Source organism: Bradyrhizobium sp. YCK136, from assembly GCF_044570075.1.
GTDB classification, from domain to species: Bacteria; Pseudomonadota; Alphaproteobacteria; order Rhizobiales; family Xanthobacteraceae; genus Bradyrhizobium; species Bradyrhizobium diazoefficiens.
In genome coordinates, this window is the sequence record NZ_CP172424.1 from 1,199,266 (window position 1) to 1,223,797 (window position 24,532).

Sequence of the window (24,532 nt, forward strand, 5' to 3'; positions counted from 1 at the left end):
CGACCTTGAATCACGACTCACGTTCCAAGAAAAATGGGTACTAGTACCCGGAATCAGAGCTGAGTGATACGGCGGCCTTTGAAACGGCGTTGACGGACCTTTTTCTTGGTCCAGACGAAGGGCTCGGCTCTGTCGTTGTATGCGTTGACGTAGGCATCGATGTGTTCCTGAAGCTGCTTGAGGCTCGTGAAGGAGGTGCCGCTGAGCGACTGCCCCTGCAAGATGGAAAACCATACTTCGACCTGATTGAGCCATGACGCACTTGTCGGCGTGAAATGAAATTGCACGTTGGGGTGGGCCTTGAGCCAGTCCTCGTTCTTTTTATGGGTGTTGAGGTTGTCGAGGATGACGTGAAGCTTGCGGTTCGGAAAAGCCGCGGTGACGCTGTTCATGAAATCGAGAAACTCGACGCGGCGCCGGCGTTTTGAATGGGTCGCGATGATCTTTCCGGTGGCGACTTCGAGCGCCGCAAACAATGTTGTGGTGCCATGCCGCTTGTAATCGTGGCTTTGGCCGGTCAAGGCGCGGCCATTGGGCAACTTCAGATAACCCTGCGCTCGCTCCAAAGCCTGGATCGAGGGCTTCTCGTCCACGCACAGCACAATGGTTCGCCGGCGGCGCGACATAGAGGCCGACAACATCGGCGGCTTTGGCCGTAAAGTTCGGGTCGTTGCTCTCGCACCAGGACTTGCGAGCCACCAGGTCAATCTTGTGGCTGCGCAGGAACCGCCAGACATATTGGACATCGACATCGCCCAGCGCCTCGGCCAGCAGGGGGCCGGTCCAGCGCGCAAACCCTTGCGGTGGCGGCTTATCCAGCAGCTTCAGAATCCGCTTGTCGGTCGTCTTCGTATAGATCGGCTGCTTGCCAGGCCGCGGCTTGTCTTGCAGCCCTTCAAGGCCATGGTCGGCATAGCGATGCCGCCAAAGGCTGACAATCCGCGGCTGGACCCCAACTTCCTTGGCGATCGACCGGGTGCTGCGCCCATCCGCCGCCAACAGAACTATCCGCGCCCGCTTCAAATCGCGCTGCAACGTCACCGGTGAGCGACAGCACGCCTCAAGCACCTTGCGATCTTTCCTCGAAAGGTGGACTTCTCTTGCTTCGGGTATCATCCCGACCTTGAATCACGACTCACGTTCCAAGAAAAGTGGGTACTAGTCACGAAGGCAGCATGAGCATCGTCGTTATGCGAGACGATGCCGCTCCGTCGGGGTCGATGGCCGCATCACGCATGGAAGGCAATCATCGGAACATGAGAGGCCCGATCGGGTCCACTGGATTGGTCTCCAGTGGGGGACAGCGGCGAGGCACTGCCAGAGCCGCGGTCCGAGCTGAGGTCGGGAGTCGGACTGGTCCATAGTACCTGTGAAGTCGTCGAAGGAAACGAGACGTATGGAGGGAAGGGGCCAGCCCGAGGGGAGCCCGCGCGAGAAGGCCAGGGTCCGGACACAGAGCCGGGTTGCCTTGCCGCCGAACCTCGATCGGGTGAACGCGGCGGCCAAGCGGGCTGCCCAAACCCGGTTCACGGCCTTGCTGCACCACATCGACGAGGACGCTCTGCTTCGGGCGTTTCGACGACAAAAGCGGCAGGCCAGCGCGGGGGTCGATGGGGTAACGGTGGCGAAGTACGAAGAGGGGCTCACGGATAACATCCGCGACCTCTGCGGACGGGTCCACACTGGTCGCTACCGGCCACAGCCGGTGCGGCGAGTCTACATCCCCAAAGCCGATGGCGGTAAGCGGCCTCTCGGTGTGCCGGCGCTCGAGGACAAGATCGTCCAAAGCGCGGTGGCCGAGGTGTTGAGCGCCGTCTATGAGGCCGACTTCCTTGGGTTCTCCTACGGCTTCCGGCCGGGCGGAATCCTCATATGGCGCTTGATGCCTTGCATACGGCGATCATGAGCCAGCGTGTGAACTGGGTGCTCGATGCCGACATACGCAGCTTCTTCGACTCGGTCGACCACGAGTGGCGGTTGCGGATGGTGGCGCACAGGATCGCCGATCCTCGCATCCTACGGCTCCTCGAGCTGTGGCTGCGGGCCGGTGTTCTTGAGAGCGGCGAGAAGCGAGAGACGGACAGGGGCACGCCGCAAGGGGCAGGCATCAGCCCGCTCCTTGCCAACATCTTCCTGCACTACATCCTCGATCTCTGGGCCCACCAATGGCGTCGTCGTCATGCCCGCGGTCGCGTCGTGACCGTGCGCTATGCGGACGACTTCGTCATGGGCTTCGAGAGCAAGGCCCCCGTGGGTCGGTCAAAATCCCCCGGGTATGGTCACTTGAAACTCCCCCACCTGATGATCGCCGTCAGCGCCGCTGAACAGCAGTAGCCGGTCAGGCAGGACGTTTATGTTCGACCCCTTTAGCCAGCAAGGGGCCGGGGAGTTGAACGTCTTGAAGCGACATCTGCAAAGCACCGTACTTACATTACTTGATCGCAACACCAGCCAGCGCGAGATTCACCGGCTGACGGGTGTCGATCGCAAGACGATCCGGCGTTATCAGGCGCTGCGGGCCGGTGCGGAGGCAAATTCCCCCGGGGAAGTGACCACCGGCTCGGTGAGCGCGGACGGCCAAATTCCTCCACCCCGACCACCGGCTTTTGGGACATCGGAAGCGACGGTCACCAGCAGCCTGGCCCGTTCGGCTTGCGAAGCGCATCGGACGTGGATCGAAGAACAGGTCCGGCTGAAGCGGAACGCGCAGGCGATTTACCAGGACCTGGTTGATCAATTTGGCTTTCCGTCCAGCTACCAGAGTGTCAAGCGGTTTGTGCGCCGGTTGCGGCACGCTGATCCTGAGCAGTTTGATCGTCTTGAGTTTCTCCCCGGCGAGGAAGCTCAGGTCGACTATGGCGAGGGCGCGCCGACGGTTGATCCGAAGAACGGGCGGTACCGTCGTCCCCGCCTGTTCGTGATGACGCTACGCTACTCGCGGCGCAGCTTCCGGCGGGTAGTCTGGAAGTCCAGCCAACAAGTCTGGGCGCAGCTCCACGAAGAGGCGTTCCGGTATTTTGGCGGGGTCCCCAGCTATGTCGTGCTCGACAACCTGAAGGAAGGCGTCCTCAAGCCGGATTTGTACGAGCCCCAGCTCAACCCGATTTACAGCGCGATGCTGGCTCATTACGCCGTGGTCGCCGATCCCGCGCGCGTGGCCGATCCAAATCGGAAAGGATGCGTCGAGAATGCGATTCAACATACCCAGGGCACTGCGCTGGCCGGACGGCGCTTCGAGACGCTGGAGGCGCAAAACGAGTTCTTGAGGCACTGGGAGGAGAACTGGGCTTCCAAACGCATCCACGGCAGCACGCGCCGTCAGGTCGAGGCGATGTTCCAGGAAGAGAAGCCGCACCTGCGGCCGCTGCCTGTCGCTCCCTTCCGCATCTTCACCGAAGTCGTCCGGACTGTCTGCGACGACACCACCGTACGCGTCGACAACAGCTATTACGCCGCGCGGCCCGCGCCGATCGGCAGCCAGGTCGTCGTGCGCATCTACACCACCACGATCGAGATCCGTGATCGCCACACCCGTGCGCTGCTGCGTGTTCATTCCCGGATGGCGCACCCCGGTTCTGTCGTCCTGCCGACCAGCGAACGGCCGTTCAACCCGTCGCGGCAAACCGCCGTGCTGCTGGCGAGCGCCGAGCGCATCGGACCGCAGACCAGGGCCTTGTGCCAGCAGGTGTTCGACACCGAAGGGCGCCCCGGACAGCGCGCGATGTGGGGCATTGTCGGGCTGGGCCGGAAGTATCCGGCGCGGCTGGTCGAGCAGGCCTGCGCGCACGCCATCGACAACCGCATCTACCGCTACAAGCACGTGCGTGCGACCGTCGAGCGGTTGTTCGAACAGGCGATCGAGCAGGTTGGAGTGACGCCACAGCCGGCATCGCCGCTCACCCAGGATCATCCGCTGATCCGTACCCCCGCGGAATACGGCGACCTCTTCAGCCGCGCTGTGCGGCGCGACGCCGACGACAATGGTCGGCAGGCCGAGGCTCACGACGATCACGCCACGGCAATCCGCGCTCGTGTCGCCTGCGCAACCCCGGCCAACTCCGGCGCCACGAGCGCTCCCGCTGCACCTTCTCACCTTAAACTGGAGACCTAGCCACATGATGACCATGCCGGAAATTGAGCGTTGCCTACGACAGCTGCGCCTGTCGGGTGTCCGCGACACGCTGCAGACGCGCGTGCTCCAGGCGCAGGGCGCCAACCAGCCCTTCCTCGAGACCTTCTCCCTTATCCTGCAGGATGAACTGGACCGTCGTCAGTCCCGTCTTATCGAGCGGCGATACCAGCAATCCGGGCTCGACGAAAAGCTGACGCTCGCCGAGTTCGACTGGTCCTTCGTAAGCGCGTATTTTACCGCACAGGCTACGCGCGCGGCTGGCCGCGGCGTCGCGTGACGCCGGGCCCCAGCAGTGTCATCGGAACGGCTTGGTTGACCTGAGCGTTCGAACGTCAGCCGCTATTCTCAGCTGGCAGGTTTTTTTGAGCGGTGCAGTTGAACGGCAACAGATCTTCGATATCGGCGTCTGGCGCGCGCTGGGGCAATTCGGTGAGCGCGTGACGTAGCCATGCATAGGGATCGACGCCGCATGCCCGGCATGTCAGCACCAAACTGTAGATCACGGCGCTTGCCTTGGCGCCGGCAACGGTGTCGCTGAACAGCCAACTTTTTCGTCCGGTGCAAAACGGCCTGATGTCGCGCTCCAGAACATTGTTATCGATCGGGGCGAGACCGTCACTGGTGTAACGGGTCAGATAATCCCATTGGTTGCGCGCATAGGCGATCGCCTTGCCGGTCAAGCTTTCGGGGAGGACCTTCGGCGCCTGGTCGTCGAGCCAGGTCCGGAAGGCGGCCAATACCGGCAGGCTATGCTGCTGGCGCAGCCGCAAGGTGTATGCGGCGCGCGTTTCGTCGTCGGGCGGCGTCTGGCGCGCCACCCTCTCGACCTCATACAACGCCTCGAAGAACTTGAGCGCCTGCAATGGCGGACCGCCGGGCGTCTTCCTGGCCTTGAGCGCATCGGTAAATTTCCTGCGCGCATGCGCCATACAGCCAAGATGGGTCGCGCCTGTCAGCGTGCCCCAGGCGTCATAGCCGTCGCTCATCAACAAGCCACGATAGCCGGCCAGGAAGGCCTGAGGATGTTCCTGGCCGCGACCGGGCTGGTAATCGAACAGCACGACCGGCTGCGCGCAGTCCTGGCCGCTGCGATAGGCCCACATGAAGGATTTGGCCTGCGCATCCCGGCCGTCCTCTTTCAGAACCTGGACCCAGGTTTCGTCGCCGTGGACCAGGGGCTGCGACCTGAGCTTTTGCTGTAGCGCGTCATAGACCCGATGCAGATGCAACTCGCTCGCCCGGATCACCCAGTTGCCCAGCGTCCCGCGGCTGATGCTGACGTCGGCGCGCCCCAGCGCGTCCGCCACACGGTACAGCGGCGTGCCGTCGACGTATTTGTTGGCGAGCACCAGCGCCAGCGTCGATGGCGTGGCGACGCTACCCGGCAGCGGCTGCGCCGGCATCGGCGCGGTCACGATCGGGGTGTTCAGCGCGGTGCGCTCGCAGTGACGGCAGGCATATTTGAACCGCACATGTTGCAGCACTGACGCCTTCACCTCGACGTGCAACTGCTCGGTGACGGTCTCGCCCATCCGATGCATCCGATTGCGGCAGCACGGACAGTCCTTTTGATCCTCACCCAGATCATGTTCGACGCGTTGGCGCGGCAGATCGTCAGGCAGCGGCTTGCGGCCGCGTGTCTTCGGTGCCGGCTTTGGAGCCTCCGGCAATCCCGTGTCCGGCACGGCGACCGCCTCGACATCGTCGTCGTCCCGGCTTTCAGCGGCGGCCTGCTCGGCTTCGTTGAAGATGCGCTCCTTGAGCTTTTCGCTCTTCGGCGCGTAGCGGCGCAAGCGCTCCAGGCGCAACTGCTCCTCAAGATGCAGGACGCGTTGCGCGAGTTTCTCGTTCTCCGCCTTCAGCGCCGCGAGCTCGGCCGCGTGCGCCGCGATCAAGGCTTCCAGCTCGTGCGTCGTGGGCCTGCGACTCATCGTAGTCTTGAATCGAAGTCATGCCGCCGCGTCAACCGAGTTCCATGCGGTGGCCGGCGTCATCCGATAGCGCTGATGACGCCGCCCGCATCGAACACGCTCAGCCCACGCTGTGATATTGCCGCACCGGATGACGACGCACCGCCGCGATGTTGATGCCGTCAAGCAGCCAGTGCAGCTCCTCCGTCGTCAGCGTCAGCACCGCCTCCTGACTTCGGGGCCAGTGGAATCTGTCGGCCTCCAGCCGCTTCAGCAGCATCCAAAATCCTGACCGGTCATAAATCAGCAGCTTGATCCGGTCGCGGCGACGATTGCAGAACGCGAACACCGCGCGCTGGAACGGATCCAGCCCCATCGACTGCTCGACCACGATCGCCAGGCTGTTGATGCCCGCCCGGAAGTCAATCGGTTCGCGGTGAAGGTAGACCCGAAGATCAGACGCCAGCCGGAACATCGCAACGCCCCAGCGCTTCAATCACCGCCGACAGCAACTGCGCGTCGCCGCCTTCCAGCGAAAGCGTCACGCCGTTGGGCATCGATGCCGTCAGCCGCCCTGCACAGGATCGCTCCGTCGCGCAAACCGCGATCGCGCCAGCAGATCGAGTTGGCGACGGCGACGGCGCGCGAACCGGAACAAAGGCTGGCGCAATCGGCGCCTCCGGCTGGCCATCCCCGTTCTGACGTTGTCGCTTGGCCACCCATTTGCGCAGCAGGTTCGCGTTCACGCCGTGTTGCAACGCCAGCCCCGCCAGCGACACGCCAGGCTGCAGACAGGCCTCGACCAGCCGCTGTTTGCTGGCCGGATCATAGCGACGCCGCCCATTGCGCAACACGCCGACCGTCTCAAGTCTCAAAAGTTCTTCTGGAGTGATCATCGATGGTGTCCACCTCGTTCATGGTGGACACCTCATCCCATCCCCGCGCTCAACTGCATAGGTGCGTAGAAAGGAGCGCTTACGGTCCTTCAATCCCAAACTGCCACGTCAGACCTGCTTCCAGCTCCACACCCTGGCGTTCATTGCCGCTGGCGAGAACGCTCTGCTTGTTGGCAAACCTGGCACCGGGAAGTCGCACATCGCCAAGGCGATTGCCTATCAGGCGATCCTGCAAAGCCACAAGGTCCAGTATCTTGAGACCGACGACTTCTTTCACCGCTACGCCCTGAACTCTCCGGCACAACGCGAGGTCCGGCTGCGAACCATCATCGACTGCGATCTCCTCGTGCTGGACGATCTATTCCTCGCACGCGCCATCCCCGACGACGCCGGCACTTTGCTGCAGACCCTGATCCATCAGCGTTACAAACTGCGCCGCAGCGTCATCGTCACCTCCAATCGCGTCGTGCAGGATTGGGGGGCATACCTTGGGGACAACACTATGAGCACGACGATCCTCGATCGCCTTATGCATCATTGCCATCTGCTTGAGTTCGACGGACGCAGCTATCGGCTCAAAGAAGCCGCTGAAGCTCTTGCCCGGGAAACAAACTCAAACTAACAGTCCCTTGTCCTGCCTCGCGGGTGGAGGAATTTGACTGACCACACCCGGAGGAATTTGAAGTGACCCGCGGGGAGGCAGATGCGCAGGAAATGCTCTTGGCCCTCAAGGTGCGGCTGGCCAGCTTTGGCCTGATGCTTCATGAGGGCAAGACGCGGCTGATCGAGTTTGGCCGGTTCGCGGCCGTCTCGCGTCAGCGGCGCGGCGAGCGGCGACCAGAGACCTTCGCCTTCCTCGGCTTCACCCACTACTGCGGGCGGACCCGAGATGGCCGGTTCATCGTGAAGCACAAGACGGAAGGGATGCCTGACGCGCAAGCTGACGGCGTTGCGCCAGGACGCCTGGCGGCTCATGCACGCGCCACTGGCCACGCAGCACGAGCGGTTCGCCGCCGCACTGCGCGGGCACTACGGCTACTATGGCAGGCCGCACAATTATCCAGCGCTCAACGGCTTCTACCGCGAAGTGCGTCGGATCTGGCTACGTTGTCTGAGACGACGCAGCCAGAAAAGTCGGCGCATGGGCTGGTCGGAGTTCGACACCCTGACGGCACGCTTCCCTCTGCCCGTTCCACGCATCACTCGCACTTGGGCGCAGGCGCGGATATGACGCGGGTTACCCTCGGGAAGAGCCGGGTGCGGGAAATCCGCCCGCCCGGATCTGTGAGGGCGAAAGCCAAATGGCTGAGCTACTCGACCGCGCCTCTCTTGCTCTGCAGAGTGCGGTGCTGCCGAATGCTTACTTGATCGATAGCTGCTTGAGATCATGGTGGCACTGGAAAGGTCGGATTTGCTCACCGCCCGGCATCGTTGAAGCGTGCTTCTAAGATCTCCGGAAGGAGGAGCAGACGTGGTTTTAGGTCCGCCTGAGCAGCTGTCCGAGGTGCCGACGAGCCCCTCATTCAGCCAAATTGTGGCTGATGGAAGAGAAGAACGCGGCTTCCCGGTAGGCTCTCTGCCGTGTAGAGCTGACCGTGGATAAAAAAAGCGGTCATTGGGACGTCCCGGCTCGGCAGAAGGCCTAGATTCTGCAATATGTCGATCACGGCGGGCGAAGCCTCTTGGGAGGCGTGCGTCCAGCCGTCGCCCAAGAACTCTCCCAGTTCAGGCACTTGCGGGACTGGCTGATGGCCTGATGCAGGTGCGGCAGACGGCAGAGGAAGGTTCGGCGCCAGCGCCGAGGGAGCGTCCCTACTCCATTCGAACGGAGCCGCCGAATCAAGCCCTGGCGCAAGACCGCCGTAGATATCTGAGGAAGTCCTCAGTGCCGCAGGCCTAGCTTCGCCCGGCAAAGCGGGCCGAGGGTGATGAATGAGCTGAACGTCCTTGGGCCCTTCCGGTCCCAAGATGGCCGTGTAGCGTTCGCCGCCGATCTCAAAGTTCATGATTGGATGTTCCACAACAGGCAAGAAGTCCCACTCGCCTAACTTGGACAGCATCTCGTCGGGGGCCGGCTGGGTGCGATGGGAAAAATTCTTGGGAACGGCGAAAGAAACATCAAACGTATCGCCGACAGCGGGCGACAGCAGATGGACGAGCTGAACATCGTTGAGCCCTCCCGGTCCCAAGACGGCCATATAGCGCTCACCTCGAATGTCGTAGGCCTTTACCCGCTGTGCTGCATCCGGCAAGAGGCCCCAGCGGCGAAGCCTGTGCATCATATTCGGCGCGGCCTGAGTTCCGTGGGAGAAATGTTCGGGAACGCTCAAAGACGCATCAAAGGCTTCGCCGGCTGCTGCGATCGTCTGCTCAAGGGTGGTCTGCGCCGCAGCGCCTTCGTTCATCATCTGTCCAGAGTGGTCTTCAGAGGCGAAATCGGGCTGCCGCAAGCTCGGATGCCAAGCAGGGGCATCGAAAGGCGCTTCTTGAGCAACACTCTGCGCTGGCGAGGGAACGGTTGGACTCATCGTTGGCCAAGGCATCAGCGCATCGAAGGTCGGCGTTGGCAAAAGGTTCTCGCGGTCCGCTGCATCGAAAAGCGCGTCCTGAGGGACACTTTGCACCGGCGAGTGGATGATTGAACTCATCATTGGACCAGGCACCAGTGCATCGAAGGTCAGCGCGCGAAAGAGGTTCTCGCGACCCTCGGCATGGAAAAGCGCGTCCCGAGGGACACGTTGCACCGGCGAGGGAATGGTTGGACTCATCGTTGGCCAAGGTACCGGCGCATTGGAGGTCGCCGCCGACAAAAGGTTCGCACGATCCGCGGCATCGAAAAGCGCCTCCTGATCGACACTTTGCACCGGCGAGTGAACCATTGAACTGACCGTTGGCCCAAGCATGGTCGCCGGCAAGAAGCTCTCGGCTTCTGCAGCATCGAAAAGCACGTCCTGGGCGACACTTTCCGTAGGCGAATGGACGGCCAACCCCACTCCATGCCAGACCTGCGGAGCATTGAACCCCGGCGGCCGTGAGCTGCGCTCATCTGCATCGTCCCCAATCGGCTGCTCATCGGCCGGCATAGCTGAGGGGGTGGACGGCTGGATGACCTGGCGCGAACTGCCTCCTTCTCCGCCTAAATTGGTCTGCAGGGTAATGGCGCGATAGTCCCGAAGGCCATTCAAGGCGGAGATGAGCATCTTGTCCTTCGGAAACAACCTATCCGCGTGTCCGAGCAGTTTATCATCACTGAGGTCGGCAATGGACAAGGGTCGGAGCGCTACCGCCAACTTCCGCAGTCCGCTCGCATAGCTCTCGGCCGTTTTCCTGCCGATCTGTCGACCAAAACCTGCCTCGGCGGCATCCCTGATAAGACCCTCATCTTCCCTGGAAGGACGATAATGTGTTGAGAGGGGGCGAGCGTTGGCGTCGGGCTCGCGGTACCGACTGATCATTAACAATGCTGGCGCGATGACCCTGTCGTTTGGCAGCAGCTTCCTAGCGTTAGCGAGTAACGCATCGTCATCGAGCCCAGCAATTGATTTGCCGGACTTCTTCAGCCCCTCGGCGAATTTGCGAAGCCGACGATCATAAATTTTGACGGTGGTCTCACTCGGCGGCGGCCCTCCATTGAGAGCAGCGGCCGATGCCGCCTGGATGAGGTGATCGTCTTCCTCAGTGACATCATGAAGCGCCGCGTGCGGATATACAGGGCCCGCCTCTCGCACGCCTGCCAGGTGCTGCTCAAACGCCACATGCTTTTGATCCGGCTGTTCCACGGCGGCATCTGACGCAGCGGACGCCTTATCGGCTGGGTTGATCGTGTTGAATCGGTCCATGTTCAGTCCGCAGGGCTCGCTCTCTCGCTATTTCGCTACTCACGTTTGCTTTCCAAAACCTGACATCGCCAAGCGGAAAGGTAGAATGAAAGGATAAATGATGGCTCGCAATTGCCTTCTCTGCGCCTTGCAGCATCGCTCGTGCGCCTAAAGAAAGCCGGATGAAAATGAGCGTTTCAACTAAGTGTTGAGCTGCAATGGGTGGTGTGCTGCTTCACCGACGATCGCGATCCTCTCGACCTTCGGGTCTCGATCGAGGCGATCATCCGGCTATGATCGCGACGACTGGCCCATTCGGAGGTCTTGATTGGCCGGAACTCCGCCGTGAGGCGACGACGTGTCGCCCGCTCCTTGAAATCAAGGAAATACTATTTCGCCGGCCCCAGATCCGTGAATTGGGGGCACTTTTGCGCGTTCCTGACCAGCATTCGCGCGTGCGTTTTCGATGAAGCTCGCAATCTCTGCTTTGCGTCGAACAATCTCTGGAGGATTTATCATCAGGCGATGGTGCCAGTCGTGAGCGCGGATAATGCGCAACCAGGTCTTCGACAGCGTTACGCATTAGATTTCGAGCAGCTTATCAATCGGTTGTGTTCGGTTGCTGACCTATCTCACCATTGCGGCACCCTCACAGCTTGGGCGTGACACACAAAGTCGCGCCGGGTGGCGGCGCTTGAGCGCCAGGTGCTGCACAGTAGGTTCCGACAAGCGCTTAAAGCGCCTATCGGAGCGGCTGCACATTCTGTGTTGTTGGTCCCGCTGCGTCCGGCGCTGTCGTGCTTGCTCCATCTTCTCCGTTGCCCTTGTTGCGCGCTGCGAGAGTAGAGTGACTAGCAAGAGGAGCGGCGGCGCGATCGCCATTTACCGTGCTGACAGACCGATTATCAATCAGGTCGAGCGGATCGTTCACCATCACTCCCAGGTTGTTTTTGGTCGAGCAACCAAGAGTCGGTTCGAACGAATTGTCGTCCACTGCTGGTCCTGCGATCAAAAGCGACGGACAGTTCGGAAGATGCGCTTCGAACGTAATCGCCTCGATCCTGACGGCGGAACGGCCCGATAAATTGAGGGGAGAAGCGGACAGCCGGATGTTAGAGGGAACAACCCCCATGGCGCGTGCTTCGTGCGCCACCTGCGCAATGAGCTTATGGGAGCCGCTGACATCCACATGGAGCGCATCCCGCCGGCCACCACTTGCGTCGGCGATAAAATTACGCAGCTGAAGCTTTTCGAGGGCATGGAGGCTCTGCAGAAGCAAGACACGCTTTTTCTGTTCGACCTGGACTCCTTGTTCGGCAGGATTGGGATGGATCGACGCAGTATTTGCGCAGCCCCCCAATATTGCGGCAAGGACAATCGAATGGGACAAATATCGCATGTTCATATGTCGATCCTCATTCGATGATAAAGCCGGCGTTGCCCGTCAGTCCCGGTGCGCTCGCGCGCGGCGCATCGCGGCCTTGAGGCGGCCGTGCCACCGTGTTCGTCAAGATGCGGCCTGCATCTGATGGCGGTGCGATGCGGTTGGTCGGAATACTTATCTGGCTTGGATTTGATCCCGGCCGTACGATGTAAGGTGTAACAACGATAACTAGCTCGGTTTCGCGTTTTTGAAACGATGAAGAGCGAAAAAGCGCACCAAGGATCGGTACGTCGCCGAGCCAGGGAAACTCGCCGATATCAGTGTTGAAGTTGCGCCTGATGAGGCCGCCGATTGCAAAGCTCTGGCCGCTGGCGAGCTCGACCACGGTGCTCGCCCGCCGCGTCGAGAGGGCAGGAACCGCCATACCATTGATCTTGACTTCGCCTTCGGTCGATAGTTCGCTGACTTCGGGCTTCACACGGACAATGATCTGGTTGTTGCTGAGCACTGTCGGGACGAATTCCAAGCTCACGCCGAACTGCCGGAATTGGACCGAAACCTGCCTGTTGTCCTGCATGACTGGGATCGGAAACTCGCCGCCGGCGAGGAAGCTTGCGGCTTCGCCGGACATTGCCGTCAGGTTCGGCTCAGCCAGGATTGAGGCGAGGTGCTCACTGGCGAGAGCGTCGAGAACAGCGCTGAGGTTGATATTGCCGGTGCTAAACCCGATCCCAATCGTGCCGCCGCCGCCAGCCCTGCCGGACCCTCCCGGTTTGCCGGTGGCAAGGAAAGCGCCGTTTGGGCCCGAGGCGGTGAAGTTGATGTTGAGATCCTTGACGGCGCTGCGGGAGACTTCTGCTACGCGCACGCTGAGATTTACCTGCAGTGAGCCGGCGACCTGGATCTTGTTGACGACCGGGGCGCCCGCGCCAACAAATTGCTCAGTGACCTTCCTCGCAGCCTCAACGACATCGGCATTGGGCGCTATACCGCTAAGGATCGCCCCGCGCGGGGTATAGCTGACCTGAATTGGATAGTCGCCGACCTCGGCCTTGAGCGCGGCCCGTAGATCCTCGAGTGGTTGGGTTACGACAATACGCAGCTCGGCAAGAGCCTCGCCGTTTTCGTTGAGGGCGAACAGGCTCGTCCGCCCGGACTTTTTGCCGAACACGAAAATTGTACTGCTCGACGGAGCTTGATAATCGGCAATTGCAGGGTCGGCGACAAAAATGGTCGCCGCCGGTGCGCTCAAATGCACCGTCTTTCCCTGTGACGAGGTAATATTGAGCGTGCCCGTGGTGCTGCCGGGTGCCGCACGTGGCATCTCTCCTTTGCCGTCCCGCTTGGTCTCGGCTGAGGCCGCAAGCGGAAACAGCAAAGCAAATCCGCATAGGAGGTAGCAGAGACGATTGAGAGCGGCAGAGCGTTGTGGGTTGGTGATCGCAGGCGGCTGGGTAGCGCCGGCGGCATTATTAAGGACCTTCAAGCGATTGTTGCCTTTAAGTGACGCTGCTAGGCAGCCGATGCTGTGCCAACGAGTTCAAGAGTGTAACCGACGCCGCGCGCGGTCTTGATTCTGAGCGTCGCACCCGCCTGGTTCAAATGCGCGCGTAAGCGATAAATCCCGACTTCCAGCGCATTGGTCGAAACCTCGTCATCGAACGCGTACAAGCTATCTTCCAGCGAAGCGCGCGGCACAGTGCGGCCGGCGCGATTGAGCAGATGCTCGAGAATGCACACCTCACGCCGAGCAATCCTCAGGATCCGGCCACCCACCGAGACTTGTCTGGCGATCGGATCGAAATGCAGATTCCCGAATGTCACGACCGGCGCCGTCATTTGCGTTGACCTTCGCAAAATGGCCCGCATGCGAGCGATGAGTTCGTCGATCGACACAGGCTTGGGCAGGAAATCATCCGCTCCCGCATTGAAGGTCGCGATCCGGCGGCTGAGATCATTGAGACTGCTCATCATCATTGCCGGCATTGATCGTCCTTCGCGCCGCAACTGCTTCAACCAGTCCAAACTATCCCCATCCGGCAAGACGGACTCCAGCAGTACGAGGTGGTAGTTTGCGCAATCCAGCGCGGCTGACGCCTCATCCAGCGTGGGCGTCACGTCCACCGCGAACCCGCAATTCACGAGCGTTGCCTTCACAGCGCGGCCAAAGTCCGCATGATGATCAACCAGGAGAATTCGCATCCATCGCCTCTCGTCCGTCCTCGGCAAGACTTGAGCGTGTTAGGGTTGACCAAGAGATCCGGCGACTGGATGCTGCCGGTCTGGCATGAATTCGAAAAGCCGTAGACGACCCGCAAGAGCTTGTTGGCAGGCGACCGATGCATGCGCATCCATTGACATCGGATATGTGACGGCTCGCGGCGGGTCGCCTGGGCGGGCGGCGCAGCTCAACATATCCGTTATGTTGGCAAGAGCTCTGCGATGACTTACGGGGTTGAGAGCCCTGGCGGCGCACTGATGCATCTGTGGGCGGCACATAGCAATGCCTGCATGCGCTGCGCGAATGCCAGCGGTAGTGATCGCGCGAGACTGCCCCAGCGAAAGCAAGGCACGGGCGAGATCAGCTGTATTTGTCGTCGAACAGGCTTGCGAAACCGACATTGAAAACTTCCCAGTTCGTCTTGATCCGCGGTCAGTCTTGCGAGGCTGTTGGCCGTAGTGCCGTCAAGTCGCGGCATTGCAAGTGTTCCGCGCTAAAGACACTTCGCGCGCTATGTGCCGGCCAATGGGGCGTAAAAGGCCGAGATGCGACGAAACGATCAACGCGTCCTTCGGGACAGACGTCCTCTCGTTTGCCGGCGTTATCCAAGTAAGATGTCAACCGTTCCAATGCTCGGTCGCTTCCGAGGCGTTCTCCGTCCCAACTGAGCTAGTGCTGCCAATGAAGGACAAATTACGTGCGGCATTGCTGTCGTGCCTTGTCTGAGGCGGCGACGCCGGCTCCATGTCGTCGGATCGGGTGCACGGCTCAGGAACTCTGCCTTTCGTCGGCATAGGCGAAACAACGACTGCCCGCGTTGTTCTCGCGCGCTGGATCCAGGTCTGCCTGCGAAGACGGCGCTTCGCCCAGCCCTCACAGAGCAGATGAACGATGCAAGCTCTAAAAAGGAGGAGTTGGGTAGTGTGATCAACCGAATCGGCCGAGCATTGAGTTTTTGAGACGTTCGCAATTGTTGGTACCCGTCAGGAAGAGTTCACACGAGCGGACTGTGTCGCGAGACTGTCGGAAATCCTACAATCTGACGCAAGGTGAGATTCAAGTGTAATTGAATGCTCTTTGTCGGGGTGCCTTCAGTTTGGAATCGTTGTGAGGCAACGGCGACACAGTTCGACCATGCCGTCGAACTGCGCGCGGCGGTCCGTCTCGCTGTGTACAAAGCCGTGAGCATTCGTCCGTCCAATTAAACGTCTCGCAGAAGCGCTATTGAGTGCAGAAGAGGCAGGCGCTCTTGGCAAGCGGGGTAAGCCATGACACCAGGAGCGGGGCGATCCGATCCGCCTCATGTGTGTCAATTTAGCGGGGAGACCGTGGCGAGAGGTGAACGTCCACTTGATGAACAGGAAGCAACGTTCGAGGTGAAGACTGTCGATCGCTCGAGCCAAGTTGTTCGGCAAGGGATTGAGGAGAGAATCGATTGCCAGACGTCATCTTGAATGCGGCCTCCTTATATTGCGATCGACTATGAGCCTCTTAGGCGCGCTCCGCAAAATCGATTGTTTTGATGGAACGCATCCAGGTGACGGATCGGCTGTCTTGTAACAGCGCGGCTTATCGCGGGGAGCGAATGCCCGATGCGATCGCGGCCGAAACACCTGTTGCTTGACCGCGCGGCCAATTTCAGACCGAGTACAGAGAGGGACGCAGCGCGTTCAGCGGCGTAACTCCACCAAAGCCGCCAGCCAGCCGTGAGCTCGTATGTCGTTCGAACTCACAATGTCCAAGGCGCCGGGATGCTCCAACGAGCGCGCACAGGAGGAGGATTGTTCGATATCCTCGCGTCGCCGGAAGTGCGTCTTGTCGGAGACCGAACCGCTCTGCCGCTCGACCGGCGAGTTGATCGGGCCGCCGGTCGCCGCATAAGCTTAAGCTGTTCTGCGTGTGCGGAGTTGGTACACCGCTTCAAGGTCTTTCTTTTGGGAGTTTGGGTGCTTGAAAACCAACGAACCAGCCCAACGGTTTGGCCGAGAGACCATCTACTCATTGCTCTCGCGCTTATAGGGATTTTCTTCTCTGCCGGTGCGGTAGCTTTCCAAGTTTCCGCCCAAGAACAGGCGCTCGGTCTCTTTCGTTGGCGTTCTGCCAAGTGAGCACATCAAATCGACGTCCGCATCGATGTTGTCGTAGTCTTCAGCATTCATTCTGAGCGCAATGCTGCTCATCACGTCGTCTGGCGTCCAGACACTGTGCTTCGGAACGGTGTAGGTGTGCAGTGCGTTCGCATTGTTGGCGATCGCCCTCGCCCAATGATCGCGAGAAACGGCGAGTTTCGCCGGATCTTCGACCAACGATACGAAGGGTGATGTTGTTGTCTTGCCGCGCATATGCCAGCCAGCTTGGCGCGCCCGGTCAATAGGATACCGCTCTGGATGATCTCCAATGGAAGAATGATCCCGAGCCGTGTTGCGAACATGCAATATGGCGCTTGTGTTTTCGTCCGTATGCGGCTTGCAGTCACTATTCTGATTCTGAAAACGCCGCAGTGTGACATAAGACGACCTCACGACGTCGTCAAGTACGCCGTCTCGGTCAATGCTAGGTGCGCTCGCCGGTGACCAGCGCGCCGCCTGCTGCACGGCAAGGTCGATCTCACTGCGAAGCACTTCAAGATTGGCACCTGTCAGTGTTGCTGCAAGCTGAGCGCGGGCACTGACAAATGATGGGGCTGGGCAGCTACCGGGTTCCGAGGCGGCCTCGCCTGGCGCAGACGAGGACGTGGCAGTCGCGGAATTTGCCGCTAAGCAGAGTGAAGGCGGCGTCGGGTAGACCGAATCGAGGTCGTCTAGATCCAAGTCATTCAGCTGCTGCTCGAAGCTTGCTTGATCTTCGGAATTGTGTGCCGTTGCGCTGCTCTCGGCGCCAAGCTCATCCTGTTGTCCATGGACGCGGCGCGCCTGCTGTACCACGTTGTGAACCTCAAAGGGAGTGTCCACAGCATTTCGTGGATCAACGTTCATATCTCTCTCCCTTCGAAGTGCCGGATGCCAGCCTAGATTGTTGCAGGCGCAGCTTTCGAGAAGCTGACAGACCAGAGAGGGCGCCATTTAGTTTCAGCTCTTGACGGAGTCGAATTGAGTCAGTCAGCATGGCGAACAGCCAGCCGGAAGGAAGTCGCGCGAAGCGTCGGATCAAAATCGGTGCTGCCGTTTGCCTCCTGGCACTGGTGTTCGATTGGGCTGCTATTGGATGCCTGAGATTGTTCGGATCGGCACGCCAGGACACGCCCACCACTTCATTGTGGACGCGTGATCTAAGGCAGACAGCCCGTGCACAGCAAGATGGACGAGCCGGTGCTTGAGGTGGCGAAAGGCGCGTTCGTAGATCGTCTACTTATGCAGAGGCGAGAACTACATTCTCTCGCTCGAGAGGCCTGTGGCGGACCAGCGCAACCGGTTTGGTTTGCTGTTTCCAAGCGGACGACGCTGGATCAAGCCGGTCTAGTCGACGCGCGGGAAGCTAAGCCACTTCCGCAAACCTAACATACGAGGTTGTGATGTCGGAATAGCCATTACAACGTCTTGCGCGTCGTTGCGACAGGCTGCTTTGTACGAGCGCGCTTGTTGTCTGGAATCAGCCAAACGCATCGCGAGCATCACGACTTGGAAGCCGCAATCGGCGGTACTTATCGAGGGAGAAGAGCATATGAAGGTTACTGGCCGAGGACTAACGATCCTGTTGTCCTTGCTTTCGGCCGCGAGCGCGCCGGCAAGAGCCGACGACCCCTCGCCGAAATACACTGAAGTACTCAGTGCCCTCCAAGCGGGGAAGAATGTGAAGCTCATCCTCGATATGACCCACTGTACCAACGCGGAGGGTGGCAAACCTGCGTCGGCGACGCAGGCCGGTCTGGTCATCAATGCCTTCAGGGTGACCAGCCAGAGCGGCATCAGCTTCGCCAATGCTCATCAAACGGTCGACAGCTCCGGACATGCCGTGACCGAGTACATCCGCCATAGCCTTAGCCGCGAAGGCAAGCTGACGGTGCGAGCCTCCAAACTTGTCGTCGGGACCACCGAACTCGCGAATCAAGGCGAATTCATCTGCGAAGTGCCGGATGGCGCAAAGTTCATCTGGTAACGAAGAGCACAGAGCAGACGGGCGCTTCGTAGACTTGATCCTCCATCGTGTGGACAGCTTCGCCGGGCATGATACGGATCTTTTCGATCGTCAGGACTGCCAGACTCTTTCTAGCCGTCTTTTCGTCAGGGAAGGATCAAGTTGCCTGAACTTGTTGCTCAGCTAACTCATGAATGTCGCCGATCTCCATTCGATCTTTGAGGTGGAAGATCGGCGGCTCATGCAGTCGTCGTATGGGGCTGAGCCAATACCTCTCGGTTGAACGTCCAGATGATCTCGCTACGTCCGCGCGCTGCCCGCGGCCCTCGTGAGAACATCATATTTAAGCGGATCCAGCCAGGGCCGGCGTTGTTGACGCTCCCCCTCGCCGGGCAGACGGACCGGAGGATTATAGCATGAACGCTGTTTTCGACTTTTCCAAGCATCGGAAAAGGCAAATCACCCTTTCCGGAGCCTGCGTCATCAGCCTTTTACTCCTGACTTTTTGTACGGATTCGATGCGCTGGCCGTCCGAAAGTCGTCCAGATTCCCACCCAGAAATAGTACCTCACGCTCTTCGGTTGGGGTAGCACTCACCCATGCCAGATCGGGTTCATCATTTTCGGTTCCATCCTCGAGAATACTGACGATGTCTTCCGCCGTCCAAGTTGTGACCCTCGGCACCGTGTAGGTGTGCAACTCATTCGCGTTTTCCGCGATGACTTTGGCGCCAAACTCCTTGTCGTCGTCCGGCGAAACGAGCAGTAGTGAGGCGTCCTCGGACAGTGACACAAAAGGCGAAGAATTGGTATCGCCCCTCATGTGCTCTGCCGCTGCGCGGCCCAGATCTAGTCGTTGGCCTCCCCAGATATTCCAGGGAGCTTGCTCGTAACGCAAAGCCGCCATGGAACGCAAATGGGCCATCGCGCTTTGACGGTCCAACACATGTGGCCTGCAGTGGCTGGCGTGGTTTTGAAAGCGCTGCAGCTCCGTGTATGACGATGCCACCACGTCGTCGTAAACGCGGTCACTGTCGACGCGATCGGCTGACGATCCAGTCGCTCTTGGCCATTGTGCTGATCTTTGCGCAGCGAGTTCGATGTCTCTTCTGAGTTCCGCAAGGTTAGCGCAAGTCAACGTTGCGGCAAGCTGACCGCGCGTTCTCACGAACGATGCAGCCGCGCACCGTTCGTTCTCAGGGATAGCTTGCGCTTTCTTGTTGCCGTCCGTTACCGTCGGGTTCGATCCAGCCGCGGGTGAAGCTAATGATGCGAGGATTGGCTGAGCCTCTCCAAGCCGATGCTCAAAGTCTGCTTGCGCCGTCTCTTCCTGTTGTGGATCGAGGTTATGCATCCGAGCCTCGGATGGGTTGACGTTGTCAAATGGGGCCATTCCGGTCTCCTTTTGTCGGCCTTCAATATCGTCATGCAAAAGTTGATCAGATCTGGAGCAGGAACTGAGACGGGCGCAGTTTGTATAAGATGCACCGGCCTGGTTCTCGAACGTCCGGTGTTGAGGCGTGCGGCTGGCCCCTGACCGGCAATCCAGCTCATGCTTCTCGTCCAGATATTTGTGTTCGAGTCGGGCTCCAGTCCGGATAAAGATGCTGTTATGCTAGAAAGCCTAGCTGTCGAACAGCTGACCAGACCCAATTGCTTGAAGAAAGCCCGTGGCCATTGCGTCTGTGCCGGCGAGCCTGTTGTTTATTGCGGAGCAGAGTTTTGGCGAGATGGGCCATTGTCGCTCTCCGCTTCATGGCAGTACCGTATGAAAGGTTATGGAGAAGCAGCCCGGGGGAAGGCCCGCTTACCGTAAGCTTGAGCCGCATGGGGCAGCCTGCCTGGACTAGCTTGCATCGGCTCCCCGTGAAGGACTTTGAAAAGCTCTTCAAGAAGCTGCTGGGGATACTAACGCCGGGTCATGCCGCGGCCATCGGGCTCTGACCGGGCCGCGTGGCATGAAGATCCATTGTTGGGAATACTGATGCGATGGATCGCGTCGGCGCGCCGAGCGTTAGTCGCAAAACAAGCCACGGGGGTGCGACTTCGATCGGCCCAACTCGTTCTCCCATAGATGGACCCGTCGGCTCGCGGAGCAGGCCTAGCCGATCGCGAGCTTTGGCTAACCAGGAGGCCGGCGATCCGCAAGTGTCGAATTGCAATTGATCGATTGCGTGCCCGTAAGGACTGCGGCTCTTGCCCTCCTGCAACCGAAGTCGGAATTTTTGCTTTCAAGGTGGCGTAGCGACCATAATGCGGTTTCTGTCAGCGGGACCGTGTTTGTCAGAATCAGAACATTCTGCGCCCATGTGGAAATTACGCTGCCGATTTAGCTCGACAATTCCGACTGATGCGGCTGGCACGGTTGTTGCTGCCGATGAGGTAAGGCCAGGCTGAGTGCAGAGCTAGCCCGTCCTATTCGTGAGAGTGCGGCTTTTGGGCCCGATTGATGCGGCCGCACATCTTGTCTGACGAGGCGCACAGGATTGCCTTCGGCTTTTCGCCGCCTGACGACCGGTACTTTGCAACGCGCTTGAGGGATGGGTTGGGCGAACGGGGGCGGACGCCCCGCCGGTCAAGGACCGAGCGGCAGCAGCGCGCCGGGCAAGCCGCAGATCAGGTCGGCTTCGGGACATGCCGCGGCAAACGCAAGGCGAATGCGGCTCGAGGTCTCGACCACACGGGCGGCGAGCTTCAAGAGCCGAAGACGCAGCGTCGCGAACTCGGCAGCGGCCAATTCCCGGACTTTGGGAATGGCCTCGCGCACGGTCAGCATCAGCCAATAAGCGGCCGTATGGAGCACGAGACGGACCTGGTTGGCGAGCGCCGAACGGCAGCTGGTGCGGTCGGAGGCGAGCTGTGTCTTATGCAGCTTGATCAGATTCTCTGCTTGGCCGCGCGCGCAATACAGGCTGTCGTAGATCCACTCGGCCGAGCCGACATCGAGGCTGGTGACGACGAAACGGATGTCGAGGCCGAGCATCGTCGCCTCAATACGGGCGACGGTGCGCCGTTCGCGATCCCAGGACTTTGCCTTGTGGCGCGTCTCGGTATAGCCACGCAGAACCGGCAGGTTCTCGATGGCGCGTCGGGTGCGGATGTCGTCGGCGACCTCGTCGACTTTTCTGGCGAGAGGCTTGGTGCCGGACAGACCGAAGATGTAGTCGATGCCGTTGGTCTCGCACCACGCCATGGCCTCCGGCCGGGCATAGTGCCCGTCGCCACGGAACGTAATTCGCGTGTTGTGCCACCGCGTCCGGATATGCCGTACCAGGCGGCGCAGAAGGGCACGCACCTCGACGCCGCCCGGCGTCTTGCCGGGCCTCAGCACGACCGCCACGGGACGGCTCTTCTCCGTGTCGTAGACGTGGATCGGCAGGAAGCAGCGTTCGTCATAATGAGCGTTGAACAGCGAGAGCTGCTGATGGCCGTGGACGACATCGCAGGTATCATCGATGTCGAGCGTGACGGATGCCGGCTCGCGCGGGTAGCTATCCATCCATGCGTCGACCAAAATGTAGGTCAGTCGGATCACGTCGCGCAGGCGCGGAGCATTCTCCAGCCGCGACAGCGTCGGTTGGGAACACAGATCGCGGCCCGTGTCCGGCAGCCGTCCGCAGGCCAGCTTGAATGCGGGATCGGACCGCAGATGATCGAGGTCGTCGGCGTCCTCGTAGCCGCAGCAGATCGCGAACATGCGCGCGCGGAACATATCGACAAGGCTGTGCACGACCCGCGTCGGATCGCGCCGATCCGGGAACACCCGGGCCAGATTGTCGGCCAAGCCGAGACGCCGCTCGGCCATCGCCAGAAGCATCACGCCCCCGTTCGAGGTTAGGCGCCCACCATCGAAGGCAGCTGTGACTTTCTTGGCGTGAATGGCTGGAAACGAGAAGGGCAGAATCGTATCATCGGTCATGGCGGGCGTGGCGTTCGCGGTTGAAGGTGATGGGGTGGCTTCGCAACCGAATCCTACGCCGCATCAGCGCTTTACACCACGCTCGCCAGCCCTCAGGCGCACTCTTACGAATAAGACGGGCTAGGTGAACGATCACTGTTCCGCCCGCAAGCCGCGGGTCCATTCCGAACAAGAAGAAAGACCTAGAATGTTGCGCATTCGGGTTAATGGAGAGTGATGTGGAGTGTCGAAGAGCTGGCGAAAAGAAACACACTTTCGGACATATCAGCGCTGCCAAACAACGGATCAGGGTTGGTGGGTGTGGTAGACAATTGCACCGATTGGCAGTGGACACGCATGACAAGAATTCGGCTGACGTGGTCAAGCGTCGGCCGCCGCGGACAGCGACATGATAAGAGTCTCGTCGACACGTCGTGTCACCAAATCCCCGGCGAGTTCGCCACAAAGCCCGCAGCCTGCGTCCATGCCAAGCACAAAGAGGTCGATAGCAGGTCCCTCGTAATCCTGGCAGTACGGAACTCTCGACATGTCGCAAAGGATCGGCGCTGATAGCGAGTGCACCGTGAATGAAGGGGCAGAGCACTACTCAGATCCGAAAGACAAGCTTTCATCAGATGGCGAGTTCGTTCGGTACTGGAGCCAGGCTGCCGACCGGCTGCTGGCGGTTGCTGCTGTTAGGAGGCGAACCGAGGAGGCAATCAGAAGGACCGGGATTGGCTTGCAGCTATCCTCCGAGAACCTTAGCGGTCATGACCTATCAGATTTCCCGCTGCGACGCTGTACCCTCAATCGCGCGCAGCTCTACGGAACAAAGTTGGATCGAGCAGATCTTTCTGAGGCGAACCTTATCTGTCCGGGGCTAGAGCGGGCAAGTTTCATGGGGGCCAAGCTCGATTTTGCCTATATGCATGCGATGGCAGCGCAGGTCTGCAACTTCGATGATGCCAGTCTGCGCAATGTAATCGATGCAACCGGCAGCCTTTTTCACGGTTGCAGCATGAAAAGAACACGCTTTGACAACGCGATGCTCAGCGGGCTCCTCGTTTACCAGTGCGACGCGAGTGATGCTGTATTCGACGGCGCGGAATTACAGGGCTCAACCATCAATGAATGCTTCCTCCCTTCAGCGTCCTTCCGCTTCGCAAAGCTGAGCCAGGTCACGATCACGAAGGCGCATCTGGCGGATTGCTCGTTCTTTCAGTCGAAGGGAGACTGTTTATCGATCGTGCGTCCCATCTCGATCGATGGTCTCGTCTTAGAGGGCGCTCATCTTCCGTATCTGAGCTGAGACTCTCAAAGGTGAGCGGGCGGATTCGGGCGAGAGCCCTGAGCGCTCCATTCGCTGATCTTCACCTATCAAATCTTGCGGGAGCGGAGCTGGAACAGGCAGACTTGACCGAGGCGCGGCTTCTGTCCGTAGGCCTGTCCGACGCGAACCTCGTGGGTGCCGTGCTTACCGGTGCATCTATTCACTCCTGTCAGCTGAATGGGGCGGATCTATCTAGCGCATCAGGTGAAAGCATTTCGATAACAGAGAGCACAATGCGAGCGGCCAAATTCACCGGTTTTCGCGGCCGCTGCGCCTTTGTGCGCGACTGCGATCTGGAGCATGCGGACCTATCCCAAGCTTACCTCTACAGGTCGATGATCACCGATGATCCGCCGCAATCAATGGCATTGAATCACGCAAATTTCGAGGGATCAAATCTCGTTCAGGCATATCTCGCCGCGGATATGGCCGAAAGTAACCTGGAGGCAACGCGAGCCGCATACGTTCGCATGAACCAATCGTCCCTGCGCGATGCGAACCTGAGTGGGATATCGCCGTTCCAGGCCAGTTTCGTAAAGGTGGACTTTTCGGGCGCTAAGATAACCACTTTCGAGCCACCATTTTTCGCCGACCGTTGTCGGGGACTGCAGGTCGCTCTGGAGGGGCGGCAGCCGCGCGAACCATCAAGCTATCTGGCTGAATTCTCATCGGTGATCAGACGGGGTCGAGAAGGGTCAACCTGACTGCTTCGGAGCTGCAAGAACAGTGCGCGCACAAGATCCAGCTTAGACCAGGTGGGAGCTACGATTTCAATTTGGAGTCGTCCGTGAAGAATGCAGATCGGCCTGAGAGATAGGCAGAAGTTGTCTCGATAAAGTATTCGATTTTGCAGGAAAGCCGGGTGTTGGG

16 protein-coding genes and 3 pseudogenes are annotated in these 24,532 nt (G+C 59.9%); 8 read left to right on the forward strand and 11 right to left on the reverse strand.

Features of this window, described 5'->3' with window-relative positions; genetic code table 11:
- Positions 1-53: 53 nt before the first annotated feature.
- Positions 54-1,116, reverse strand: a pseudogene (locus ACFLEY_RS05760) (IS630-like element ISRj1 family transposase).
- 352 nt (positions 1,117-1,468) lie between these two features.
- Here ACFLEY_RS05760 and ACFLEY_RS05765 point away from each other — a divergent pair.
- The 4 genes and pseudogenes from ACFLEY_RS05765 to istB (ACFLEY_RS05780) form a co-directional block, all read left to right on the forward strand.
- Positions 1,469-1,906 carry a hypothetical protein gene (locus ACFLEY_RS05765; RefSeq protein WP_249163608.1) on the forward strand — a complete coding sequence of 146 codons (438 nt, stop codon included), beginning with the start codon at positions 1,469-1,471 and terminating at the stop codon, positions 1,904-1,906.
- Positions 1,873-2,334 carry a reverse transcriptase domain-containing protein gene (locus ACFLEY_RS05770; protein ID WP_396604552.1) on the forward strand — a complete coding sequence of 154 codons (462 nt, stop codon included), beginning with the start codon at positions 1,873-1,875 and terminating at the stop codon, positions 2,332-2,334. Before ACFLEY_RS05765 ends, ACFLEY_RS05770 begins: the two co-directional genes overlap by 34 nt.
- A 19-nt stretch (positions 2,335-2,353) precedes the next feature.
- Positions 2,354-4,111, forward strand: a complete 1,758-nt coding sequence (istA, locus tag ACFLEY_RS05775) for an IS21-like element IS1631 family transposase (RefSeq protein WP_396604553.1) — start codon at positions 2,354-2,356, stop codon at positions 4,109-4,111.
- A 4-nt stretch (positions 4,112-4,115) separates the two neighbouring features.
- Positions 4,116-4,352: pseudogene (gene istB, locus ACFLEY_RS05780) on the forward strand (IS21-like element IS1631 family helper ATPase IstB); the annotation flags it as partial.
- Positions 4,353-4,464: 112 nt separating this feature from the next.
- On the opposite strand, the gene tnpC reads toward istB (ACFLEY_RS05780), so the two are convergent.
- The 3 genes from tnpC to tnpA form a co-directional block, all read right to left on the reverse strand.
- A complete protein-coding gene (gene tnpC, locus ACFLEY_RS05785; RefSeq protein ID WP_018270215.1) occupies positions 4,465-6,063 on the reverse strand; it encodes an IS66 family transposase in 1,599 nt (532 codons plus the stop codon).
- 100 nt (positions 6,064-6,163) lie between these two features.
- Positions 6,164-6,517 (reverse strand): IS66 family insertion sequence element accessory protein TnpB, encoded by a 354-nt coding sequence (tnpB, locus tag ACFLEY_RS05790; RefSeq protein ID WP_018270214.1) that lies wholly within the window; start codon positions 6,515-6,517, stop codon positions 6,164-6,166.
- Positions 6,498-6,938 (reverse strand): IS66-like element accessory protein TnpA, encoded by a 441-nt coding sequence (tnpA, locus tag ACFLEY_RS05795; protein ID WP_035693717.1) that lies wholly within the window; start codon positions 6,936-6,938, stop codon positions 6,498-6,500. The genes tnpB and tnpA overlap by 20 nt, the downstream gene beginning before the upstream one ends.
- Positions 6,939-7,023: 85 nt before the next feature.
- On the opposite strand from tnpA, the pseudogene istB (ACFLEY_RS05800) reads away from it, so the two are divergent.
- Positions 7,024-7,560 (forward strand): annotated as a pseudogene (gene istB / locus ACFLEY_RS05800) (IS21-like element IS1631 family helper ATPase IstB); the annotation flags it as partial.
- A gap of 901 nt (positions 7,561-8,461) precedes the next feature.
- Here istB (ACFLEY_RS05800) and ACFLEY_RS05805 read toward each other — a convergent pair.
- The 5 genes from ACFLEY_RS05805 to ACFLEY_RS05825 form a co-directional block, all read right to left on the reverse strand.
- On the reverse strand, positions 8,462-10,777 hold the full coding sequence (locus ACFLEY_RS05805; protein WP_011084646.1) for a hypothetical protein: 2,316 nt from the start codon (positions 10,775-10,777) through the stop codon (positions 8,462-8,464).
- A gap of 721 nt (positions 10,778-11,498) precedes the next feature.
- Entirely contained in the window at positions 11,499-12,161 is a 663-nt protein-coding gene (locus ACFLEY_RS05810) for a CpaD family pilus assembly lipoprotein (protein ID WP_082755549.1), read from the reverse strand.
- Between the two features lie 10 nt (positions 12,162-12,171).
- The gene (locus ACFLEY_RS05815) at positions 12,172-13,626 is read right to left on the reverse strand and encodes a type II and III secretion system protein family protein (RefSeq protein WP_060909106.1); all 1,455 of its coding nucleotides are present in this window, start codon (positions 13,624-13,626) and stop codon (positions 12,172-12,174) included.
- 26 nt (positions 13,627-13,652) lie between these two features.
- Positions 13,653-14,342 carry a response regulator transcription factor gene (locus ACFLEY_RS05820; protein ID WP_011084649.1) on the reverse strand — a complete coding sequence of 230 codons (690 nt, stop codon included), beginning with the start codon at positions 14,340-14,342 and terminating at the stop codon, positions 13,653-13,655.
- 2,013 nt (positions 14,343-16,355) lie between these two features.
- Entirely contained in the window at positions 16,356-17,336 is a 981-nt protein-coding gene (locus ACFLEY_RS05825) for a hypothetical protein (RefSeq protein ID WP_249163422.1), read from the reverse strand.
- Between the two features lie 685 nt (positions 17,337-18,021).
- Here ACFLEY_RS05825 and ACFLEY_RS05830 point away from each other — a divergent pair.
- Positions 18,022-18,456, forward strand: a complete 435-nt coding sequence (locus tag ACFLEY_RS05830; RefSeq protein ID WP_060912729.1) for a VirK family protein — start codon at positions 18,022-18,024, stop codon at positions 18,454-18,456.
- 462 nt (positions 18,457-18,918) lie between these two features.
- Here the strand turns inward: ACFLEY_RS05830 and ACFLEY_RS05835 are convergent, their stop codons facing one another.
- Together ACFLEY_RS05835 and ACFLEY_RS05840 are read right to left on the reverse strand one after the other, a co-directional pair.
- Entirely contained in the window at positions 18,919-19,827 is a 909-nt protein-coding gene (locus tag ACFLEY_RS05835) for a hypothetical protein (RefSeq protein ID WP_060909104.1), read from the reverse strand.
- Positions 19,828-21,009: 1,182 nt separating this feature from the next.
- On the reverse strand, positions 21,010-22,353 hold the full coding sequence (locus tag ACFLEY_RS05840) for an IS1380-like element ISBdi2 family transposase (RefSeq protein ID WP_060907971.1): 1,344 nt from the start codon (positions 22,351-22,353) through the stop codon (positions 21,010-21,012).
- 526 nt (positions 22,354-22,879) lie between these two features.
- On the opposite strand from ACFLEY_RS05840, the gene ACFLEY_RS05845 reads away from it, so the two are divergent.
- Both ACFLEY_RS05845 and ACFLEY_RS05850 read left to right on the forward strand, forming a co-directional pair.
- Positions 22,880-23,641 (forward strand): pentapeptide repeat-containing protein, encoded by a 762-nt coding sequence (locus ACFLEY_RS05845; protein ID WP_249163589.1) that lies wholly within the window; start codon positions 22,880-22,882, stop codon positions 23,639-23,641.
- Positions 23,642-23,745: 104 nt separating this feature from the next.
- Complete coding sequence (locus ACFLEY_RS05850) at positions 23,746-24,366, forward strand: pentapeptide repeat-containing protein (protein WP_249163588.1); 621 nt, start codon at positions 23,746-23,748, stop codon at positions 24,364-24,366.
- Positions 24,367-24,532: the final 166 nt, after the last annotated feature.